Here is an 8,082-nt window from a genome sequence, read left to right as displayed (position 1 = left end):
GAACGAACGGCCACCACGGTCATCGCGGTCACGGCCGAAGGAGCGGCCGCCACGGTCGTCACGGTCGCGGCCGAAGGAGCGGCCACCGCGGTCGTCGCGGTCACGGTTGAACGCCGGGCGCTCGGTGCGCGCCTCGCGGTACGACGGGGTGCGCTCCTCGGTCACCGCGGCCGGCTCGGCGGCGGCCACCGGGGCGGCGGTCTCGTCGGCGGCGGCGCCCTCGGTCCCGGCCTCGGCGGCCGGGGCCTCGTCCTCGATGCCCAGGTCGGCCCGCTCGCGCGCGGCCCGCGCGGCCAGGCGGTCGGCCTCGTCGCGCAGCTCGGCGGCGCGGCGCTGCGCGCGCTCCAGCTGGCGGGTCATGTCCGCGACCTCGCGCTCGGCGGCGCCGGCGATGTTGGCCGCGCTCTCCGCCTGGACCTCGACCAGCGAGCGGGCGCCGGTGATCCGGGCCACCTCGGCGTCGAAGGCGTGGTCGAGGATGTGGCGGCCGGCCTCCACGCCCGCGTCCTCCATCAGGCGGAAGACGCCGCGGCGCTGGTGCGGCAGCACCAGGGTGACGACGGTGCCGGAGCGGCCGGCCCTGGCGGTGCGGCCGGAGCGGTGCAGGTAGTCCTTGTGGTCGCCGGCCGGGTCGACGTTGAGCACCAGGTCGATGCCGTCGACGTGGATGCCGCGGGCGGCGACGTCGGTGGCGACGACGACGTTGACGTAGCCGTCCTTGAAGTCGCCGAGCACCCGGGTGCGGGCGCCCTGGGTCATGCCGCCGTGCAGCGCGTCGGCCTTCACGCCGGCCTCGACCAGCTGCTCGGCGACGCGGTCGGCGCCCATCTGGGTGCGGACGAAGATGATCGTGCGGCCCTTGCGGGCGGCGATCGCGTTGGTGATCGGCGCCTTGTCCTTGGGCTTCACCACGAGGATGTGGTGGGTCATCGTGGTGACGGCGCCGGCCGACGGGTCGACCTCGTGGGTGACCGGCTTGTTCAGGTAGCGCTTCACCAGGGTGTCGATCTCGTTCTCCAGGGTGGCGGAGAACAGCAGGCGCTGGCCGCCGGCCGGCACCTGGTCGAGGATCTCGGTGACCTCGGGCAGGAAGCCCATGTCGGCCATCTGGTCGGCCTCGTCGAGGACGGCGACCTGGACGTCGTCGAGCTTGGCCGAGCCGCGGTTGATCAGGTCGCGCAGGCGGCCCGGGGTGGCGACCAGGACGTCGACGCCGCGCTCCAGCGCGTAGATCTGGTTCGACATCGAGGTGCCGCCGCAGACGACCTTGAGGCGCTGGCCGAGCACCGAGCCGAACGGCTCCAGGGCGTCGGCGACCTGCATCGCCAGCTCGCGGGTCGGGACGAGGATCAGGCCGCGCGGGTGCTTGGCGCGGGTGCGCTCGCCGTCGGCGAGGCGGGTCAGCAGCGGCAGGCCGAAGCTGAGGGTCTTGCCGGAGCCGGTGCGGCCGCGGCCCAGCACGTCCTTGCCGGCCAGGGCGTCCGGGATGGTCGCGGCCTGGATCGGGAACGGGGTGGTGACGCCGCGCTTGGCGAGGGCGCGGACGACGTCGTCCGGCAGGCCCAGGTCGCCGAAGGTGATGGTCGGCTCGGCGTCGGCGTCGGCGTCGTCGGCCTCGGCGGCCGCGTCCTCGGCGCCCTCGACGTTCTCGACGTTCTCGGCGGCGGCGGTGGTGGTGTCGGTGTCCTCGACGGCGTCGACGGCGGCGATCAGCTCGGCGTCGGCCTCGGCGGGAACGGTGGTGGCATCGGCGGCGGACTCGCTCGCGGGCATGGCGAAGCGGGCGTCGTCAACGAGAGACATGCAAAACCTTCCGGAAGTGGCACGCGCCAAAGTCCGGGGTTCTGTTTCACAACCGCCTCTATGCGGTCAGCCACGGATCGCCGGAACGCGCCAAGGGCGCCAGATGGGAGTAGGGCGCCAGTCAAATGGATCAAACGAACGATCTACCACCATAGACGAGCCTGGGGATCGGAGGCAAATGCCCTGGCCAGACTACGGATCGTCGATCAGTGGCCACCCGGCGCACCCGAGCTGGAGGGGGCGGTGCTGCTCGGGACGGGGGTCGGCTCCGGGGCCGTGGTGGCGGTCGGCGCGGGGGTGGTGTGCCCGGGCTCCGGGGAGGACGGGCGGCCGGTCGGGCTGGCGGCCGGGGCGGAGGTCGTCGTTCCGCCGGAGCCGCCGCCGGTGCCGCCGCCCGTGGTCGTCCCGGCGCCGCCCGAGGGGTGGCCGCCACCGCCCGCACCGCCGCCGGTGCCCGCCGCGCCGCCGGCCGACCCGCCCGTGGCGGCGCCACCGGTGCCTGGACGGGGCGCGGGGCTCGCGTTCGCGCCCCCGGCGGTGCCGGTCGTGCCGGGCGCGGCCTCGCCGGGGCCCGCCGCCGGTACCGGCTCCGCACCGGCGGGCGCGCCGTTCACGCCCCCCGCGCCGTTGCCGCCGCCCGCGCCCGCCGCGCCGTTCCCGCCCCCGCCGACCTCGCCGGGGGCCGCGTTCATGCCCCCGGTGGGCGCGCTCTGGGCCGGCGCGCCCGCCGCACGCTCCGACCGCCCCGCCGCGCCCCCCGGGTGCCCGGCCCCGCTCGGCGAGGCCGACGGGGTCGCCCCCGGTTTGGTCGGCGTCCCCGCCTGGCCGACCGGCACCACACCGTGCCGCTCGTCCGCGCCCGGCCCGACCGACATGCAGCCGGTCAGCCCCAGCCCGGCCACCGCCAGCACCGCCGCGCCGCGCACCACGGCGCTCCGGACCACCGCCGTTTCCCGCTCCGCCACCGCACGCACCACCCGCACCGCACGCATCGCCGCCACCGAGTCCCTCTCCTGCACCCGCCCCGCCCTGGCCGCCCACCCACGCGCACGGCCACCCTTGCGGGTGTCCAACGCCCGCCGCGGGCGCGCGGACACGGGTGGACCACCGGAAGCACCCGAACGAGCGCCGGGCCCCGGCCGTGAAGCTTGCCTCCGACGCCCAGCCCCCGGCGCCCGGCCGCCCGGAACTCAGCCCCAGAGCGCCGAGGCCAGCTCCGCGCCCGTGTACGCCGCCACCAGCCCCGCCGCGATGCTGCCCGCCACGTTCGCCAGCGCGTACCGCCCGGCCCCGCCCTCGACCAGCCGCAGCGTCTCGTACGAGAAGGTCGAGTACGTGGTCAGCGCCCCGCACAGCCCGGTCCCGAGCAGCAGCTGGACGTGCGAGGACGCCGCGCCGGCCGCCACCGCCCCGGTCACCAGCCCGAGGATCAGGCAGCCGGACACGTTCACCACGAAGGTCCCCCACGGGAACACCGAGTCGTGCCGGGACTGCACCGCCCGGTCGGTCAGGTACCGCACCGGCGCGCCGACCAGCGCGCCGGCCACCACCAGCAGCCAGTTCACGCCCCGCCCTCCCCCGCCGCCGAGCCACCGGGCCGCCCGGCGTACCGGACCACCTCGCACCGCTCCAGGGTCACCAGCCCCTCCACCGCCAGCCCCTCCAGCTCGGGCAGGAACGCCCGCACCCGCTCCTCGGTGTCCACGATCACCACCGCCACCGGCAGGTCCTCGCTCAGCGACAGCAGCCGCGCCGTGTGCACCATCGAGGACGCGCCGAACCCCTCGACCCCCCGGAACACGCTCGCCCCGGCCAGCCCGGCCGCCCGCGCCCGGTGCACGATCTCGCTGTACAGCGGGCGGTGCCGGCAGCGGTCGTTCTCGCCGACCAGCACGGTCAGCCGCAGCGCCGGACCGCCCAGCCGGGCCTCCGCCGCGCCCGTCACACCGGCCGCCCGGCGCCGCGCAGCAGCAGACGGCGCGTCACCGCGGCCGCCGCCCAGACCGCCGCCATCGCCGCCACCAGGGTCAGGCCCAGACAGGCCACGGCCGGCCCGGGGCGCCCCTCCTCCAGCAGCCGGCGGATGTCCACCGCGTACGTCGAGAAGGTCGTGAACCCGCCGAGCACGCCGGTCCCGAAGAACGGCCGCAGCAGCGGGTGGGCCGGCCGGCCCTCGGTCACCACCACCAGGAAGACCCCGATCACGGCGCACCCGACCACGTTCACCAGCAGCGTCGTCCACGGGAACGCCGACGGTCCGGTCGTCCACAGCAGCCCCGCGCCGTACCGGGCGGTCGCCCCCAACGCCCCGCCGACGGCCACCACCGCCACCGCCGGCCCCTGCCCGCGCAGCACCGGCGGCCGCCGCCGGGCCGCCCCGGCCGCCGCACCGTCCGCCACCAAGTCCTCCGAGGTCGCCACAGACCCATGAAACACCGGCCCCGACCGCCTGGCACACCGTCACCGCAGACCCGACAATGAACCGGTGGAGATGACCCGGGAAGAGTTCGAGGTACTGGTCGCCGACGCGCTCGACCGGATCCCGCCGCAACTCGCCGCGATGATGGACAACGTCGCCGTCTTCGTCGAGGACGAGCCCGACCCCGCCGACCCCGAGCTGCTCGGCCTCTACGAGGGCACCCCGCTCACCGAACGCGGCGAGTGGTACGCGGGCGTCCTCCCGGACCGGATCATCGTCTACCGCGGCCCCACCCTGCGCCTCTGCGAGGACCGCGAGCAGGTCGTCGAGGAGGTCCGCACCACGGTCATCCACGAGGTCGCCCACCACTTCGGCTTCGACGACCACGAGCTCGACGAGCTGGGCTGGTCCTGACCCCGCCGCCCGCCCGGCCGAAACCCGTTTTGGCGTTCGGCCCCACATCCCATATGCTTCTCGACGTCCCCGAACGCTGGAAACAGCCGGACAGGCCGCAAGCCCTCATCGTCTAGTGGCCCAGGACGCCGCCCTTTCAAGGCGGTAGCACGGGTTCGAATCCCGTTGGGGGCACGCAGTACCGTAGTAAAGTGTTGTGCCGCAAGACCTGAGTGGTTCGCCACTACTAGGTCCCGTGGAGCAGTTGGTTAGCTCGCCACCCTGTCAAGGTGGAGGTCGCGGGTTCAAGTCCCGTCGGGATCGCTCGTCTCGCAAGAGACGGTGCAGTACGGCCAGGTAGCTCAGTTGGTACGAGCGTCCGCCTGAAAAGCGGAAGGTCGCCGGTTCGACCCCGGCCCTGGCCACAGTGGAAGGCCCCGGAGAGTTCACTCTCCGGGGCCTTCGTCGTGCCCGGGGGCACCGGCGGCGGGCGGGGTCGGCTAGGGGCCGCCGGTGGCCTCCGGGGTCAGCTGTCCAGCCAGGTGGGGGCGGTGGCGAGGAGGGAGCCGTCGGGGGCGTAGAGGCGGAGTTCGGCCGGGATGCCGCGTTTGGCGACGGCGATCCAGCGGGCCTCGGAGTCGCCGAGGGGGAGGATGGCGGGCTCGGCGGTGACGCCGTCGGTCCAGCGCACCTCGGCGCGGGCGACGCCGGGGCGGATCAGGCCGGCCTGGGCCTTCGGGACGTGGAAGAGCGGGTCGGCCTCGCCGTTCTTGGCCTGGCGGCCCAGCCAGACCTTGGCGAACTGCTCGTCCGGGGCGAAGACGAAGCCCGGCGGGGTGCCCGGCGGCGCGATCAGGGCCTCCGCGGGAGTCGCCAGCCGCCGGCCGTCCAGGACGTAGTAGAAGACCACGTGGTCGGCGTCCGGGCGCCCGTACTGGTTGACGTAGTCCTCGGTCGGCGCCGGCCAGGGGTAGCCGGCGGCGGCGTCCTCCGCCCAGATCAGCCGGGCCTGCTCGTGGATCCGCTCCTTGCCCGGGGCCGGCCACAGGGCCGCCCAGACGCTCCACGGCTTGCCGTCCACGGTGCCCGCGAGCACCTGGGTGCGGACCGGGGTCAGCGGGTCGCGGGCGCCCTGCGCGGCCGGGGCGGCGCCCGGGACCAGGACGGCCGTGGCGTCGGCGGACGAGACCGCGACCACCGCGGTGCCGGCCGTCGAGGTGCCGCCCAGCCCGCCGCCCACCCCGCCGTGCACCGCCGCCACGCCGCCCGTCGCGGCGACCAGGGCCAGCGCCAGCGCGCCGCCCAGCGACAGCCGCCGGCGGACCACCCGCCGGCGTCCGCCGGCCAGCACCGCCGTGTACGGCGCCGGGCCGGGCTCCATCGTCCCCGCCAGCCCGGACAGCGCCCGGGCCACCCGCTCGTCGTCCTCGACCGCCGCGTCCACGGGCGTACCGTCGTGGTTCATGCCGCACCTCCGATGCTCGTCATGCCGATGAGTGAGGAGAGCCCGCGCAGCTTGGCGACGCCCTTCGAGGCCTGGCTCTTGACCGTGCCGACCGAGCAGCCCATCGCGGCGGCGGCCTGGGACTCGCTCAGGTCCTCCCAGTACCGCAGCACCACCGCCTGGCGCTGCCCGGGCGGCAGCGTGCCGAGCGCCTCCAGCAGGGCCGCCCGGTCGTCCAGCCGCTCGAAGCCGTCCGGGCCGGTCCGCTCCGGCACGGCGGTGACCAGTTGCTCGGGCACCCGGCGCCGGAAGCGGCGGGCGTGCTCGTTGACCACGATCCGGCGCACATAGGCGTACGGCTCGTCGGCCCGGGTGACCCTCCCCCAGGCGACGTAGGTCCGCTCCAGCGCGGTCTGCACCACGTCCTCCGCCAGGTAGCGGTCCCCGGTCAGCAGGAACGCCGTCCGGATCAGACGCGGCCAGGCACCGGTCACGAACGCGTTGAACTCCGCGTCCCGCTCGGCCTTCTTGGCTCCCATGAGTACCTCCTCGCCCCACCAGAGCCCGGAACGGCCGCGGACCGTTGCCGGGAACGCCGACGGCCGGCCCCGGAGGACCGGCCGAACGGGCAGAACGGGAGGTCGGCGGCTCAGGAGGCGGGCGGGATGTTGAAGTTCAGCCGGAACAGGTTCCCCGGGTCGTACACCGCCTTGAGCGCGGCGAGCCGCCGGTGGACCGGCTCCGGGTACGCGGTGCGCACGGTGGCCGGGTCGGCGTCGTCCATCCCGAAGAAGTTGGCCAGCGCCCCGCCGGTGGACCACGGGCGCAGCCGCTCGTGCAGGGCGCCGTGCGCGGCACGCAGGCCGTCCAGCGCGACCGGGCCGATCATCGCGGTGGAGAAGGCGAGGTATCCGGCGTCCCGGCCGCCGACCGCGTTCGGCACGGCGGGCTCGCGCGAGTACGCGCCGCCCTGCAGCCGGAGCTCGACGATCAGCGGGCTGCCGGCGTCCGGCCCGGCGAGCTCCAGGACGGCGTCCGCCGTGGCGGCGGTGAACTCGCGCAGCGCGCTGTTGCGGTCGTACGCGGGGTGCGCGAACGGCGGCTCGTGGTGGATCGTCCCGGCCTCGGTGAAGGGCAGTTCGCGGACGGTGTCCAGCAGCGGGGTGCCGAGCGCGCGCAGCGGCCGCACCCACTCCTCGCCCCGCTCCGGCGGGCCGCTCCAGGCGACCCGCAGCACGGCGGCGTACCGGCCGCGGATCGGCTCGGGGACGGCGTCCAGGTCCGGGTAGCGGATCAGCTGGGCGGAGGTGGCCAGTTCCTCGGGGACGGTCCGGCTCCACTCGGCCCAGCCGTGCAGCGCGGCGGCCGCGGCGTCGGCGGGGAAGTAGAGGCCGCCGCCGTACAGGCCGGTGCACGGGACGAGGTCGATCTCCATCTCGGTGACGATCCCGAAGTTGTCCTTGCCGCCGCGCAGCGCCCAGAACAGTTCGGGCTCGCCGTCGGGCGTGGCGGTGCGGTGCCGGCCGTCGGCGGTGACCACCTCCAGGCGGCGGACGTGGTCGGCGGCGAAGCCGTGACGGCGGCCGAGCAGGCCGATGCCGCCGCCGAGGGTGTAGCCGACCGCGCCGACGTCCGGGTTGGAGCCGCTGAGCGGGGCGAGGCCGTGCGGCGCGGCGGCGGCGATCACGTCGCGCCAGCGGACGCCGGCCTGGACGGTGGCGGTGCGGGCGGCCGGGTCGACGGTGACGCCGTCCAGCGCGGCGGTGTCGATCACCAGCTGGCCGTCGGTGGGGACGGAGATGCCGTGGCCGGTGGCCCGGACGGCGACGGCGAGGCCGTGCGCGGCGGCGTGACGGACGGCGGCGGACACGTCGGCCGGGTCGGCGGCGGACACCACCAGGGCCGGGCGGTGGTCCAACGCGAGGTTGTAGCCGGTCCGTCGGGCGTCGTAGTCGGCGTCTCCCGGCCGGTGCACCGGCCCCTTGGTCTCGATCATGCCGGGAGGCTAACCCGCTCGGGGGCG

At 75.8% G+C, this 8,082-nt stretch carries 9 protein-coding genes and 3 tRNA genes; 4 read left to right on the top strand and 8 right to left on the bottom strand.

Features of this window, described 5'->3' with window-relative positions; genetic code table 11:
* The 5 genes from ABTX81_RS20470 to crcB (ABTX81_RS20450) form a co-directional block, all read right to left on the bottom strand.
* The coding region (locus tag ABTX81_RS20470) for a DEAD/DEAH box helicase (RefSeq protein WP_350547668.1) at positions 1–1,803 on the bottom strand (1,803 nt) is incomplete at its 3' end.
* A 206-nt stretch (positions 1,804–2,009) separates the two neighbouring features.
* Positions 2,010–2,804, bottom strand: coding sequence for a hypothetical protein (locus ABTX81_RS20465; RefSeq protein ID WP_350547666.1), 795 nt, complete (start codon positions 2,802–2,804; stop codon positions 2,010–2,012).
* Between the two features lie 189 nt (positions 2,805–2,993).
* Positions 2,994–3,368, bottom strand: a complete 375-nt coding sequence (gene crcB, locus ABTX81_RS20460; protein WP_350547664.1) for a fluoride efflux transporter CrcB — start codon at positions 3,366–3,368, stop codon at positions 2,994–2,996.
* The gene (locus tag ABTX81_RS20455; RefSeq protein ID WP_350547662.1) at positions 3,365–3,748 is read right to left on the bottom strand and encodes a DUF190 domain-containing protein; all 384 of its coding nucleotides are present in this window, start codon (positions 3,746–3,748) and stop codon (positions 3,365–3,367) included. Before ABTX81_RS20455 ends, crcB (ABTX81_RS20460) begins: the two co-directional genes overlap by 4 nt.
* Positions 3,745–4,224, bottom strand: coding sequence for a fluoride efflux transporter CrcB (gene crcB / locus ABTX81_RS20450; RefSeq protein WP_502892819.1), 480 nt, complete (start codon positions 4,222–4,224; stop codon positions 3,745–3,747). The genes ABTX81_RS20455 and crcB (ABTX81_RS20450) overlap by 4 nt, the downstream gene beginning before the upstream one ends.
* 70 nt (positions 4,225–4,294) lie before the next feature.
* Between crcB (ABTX81_RS20450) and ABTX81_RS20445 the strand changes: the two genes are divergently transcribed.
* The 4 genes from ABTX81_RS20445 (at position 4,295) to ABTX81_RS20430 (ending at position 5,040) form a co-directional block, all read left to right on the top strand.
* Positions 4,295–4,636 (top strand): metallopeptidase family protein, encoded by a 342-nt coding sequence (locus ABTX81_RS20445; protein WP_350547852.1) that lies wholly within the window; start codon positions 4,295–4,297, stop codon positions 4,634–4,636.
* Positions 4,637–4,737: 101 nt separating this feature from the next.
* Positions 4,738–4,810 (top strand) — tRNA-Glu (locus tag ABTX81_RS20440).
* A 55-nt stretch (positions 4,811–4,865) separates the two neighbouring features.
* Positions 4,866–4,939 (top strand) — tRNA-Asp (locus ABTX81_RS20435).
* 27 nt (positions 4,940–4,966) lie between these two features.
* Positions 4,967–5,040, top strand: a tRNA-Phe gene (locus tag ABTX81_RS20430).
* Positions 5,041–5,141: 101 nt separating this feature from the next.
* Here the strand turns inward: ABTX81_RS20430 and ABTX81_RS20425 are convergent.
* The 3 genes from ABTX81_RS20425 to ABTX81_RS20415 all read right to left on the bottom strand — a co-directional run bounded on the left by ABTX81_RS20425 (position 5,142) and on the right by ABTX81_RS20415 (position 8,055).
* Positions 5,142–6,080: a hypothetical protein gene (locus tag ABTX81_RS20425; RefSeq protein WP_350547660.1), complete on the bottom strand. Its 939-nt coding sequence runs from the start codon at positions 6,078–6,080 to the stop codon at positions 5,142–5,144.
* Complete coding sequence (locus ABTX81_RS20420) at positions 6,077–6,598, bottom strand: SigE family RNA polymerase sigma factor (protein WP_350547658.1); 522 nt, start codon at positions 6,596–6,598, stop codon at positions 6,077–6,079. The genes ABTX81_RS20425 and ABTX81_RS20420 overlap by 4 nt, the downstream gene beginning before the upstream one ends.
* A 110-nt stretch (positions 6,599–6,708) precedes the next feature.
* Positions 6,709–8,055: an FAD-binding oxidoreductase gene (locus ABTX81_RS20415; protein ID WP_350547656.1), complete on the bottom strand. Its 1,347-nt coding sequence runs from the start codon at positions 8,053–8,055 to the stop codon at positions 6,709–6,711.
* Positions 8,056–8,082: the final 27 nt, after the last annotated feature.

It is taken from the genome of Kitasatospora sp. NPDC097605, from assembly GCF_040302725.1.
Classification (GTDB): Bacteria; Actinomycetota; Actinomycetes; order Streptomycetales; family Streptomycetaceae; genus Kitasatospora.
Note: the sequence above shows the minus strand (reverse complement) of the source record. Positions and strands in the feature narration are given on the sequence as shown.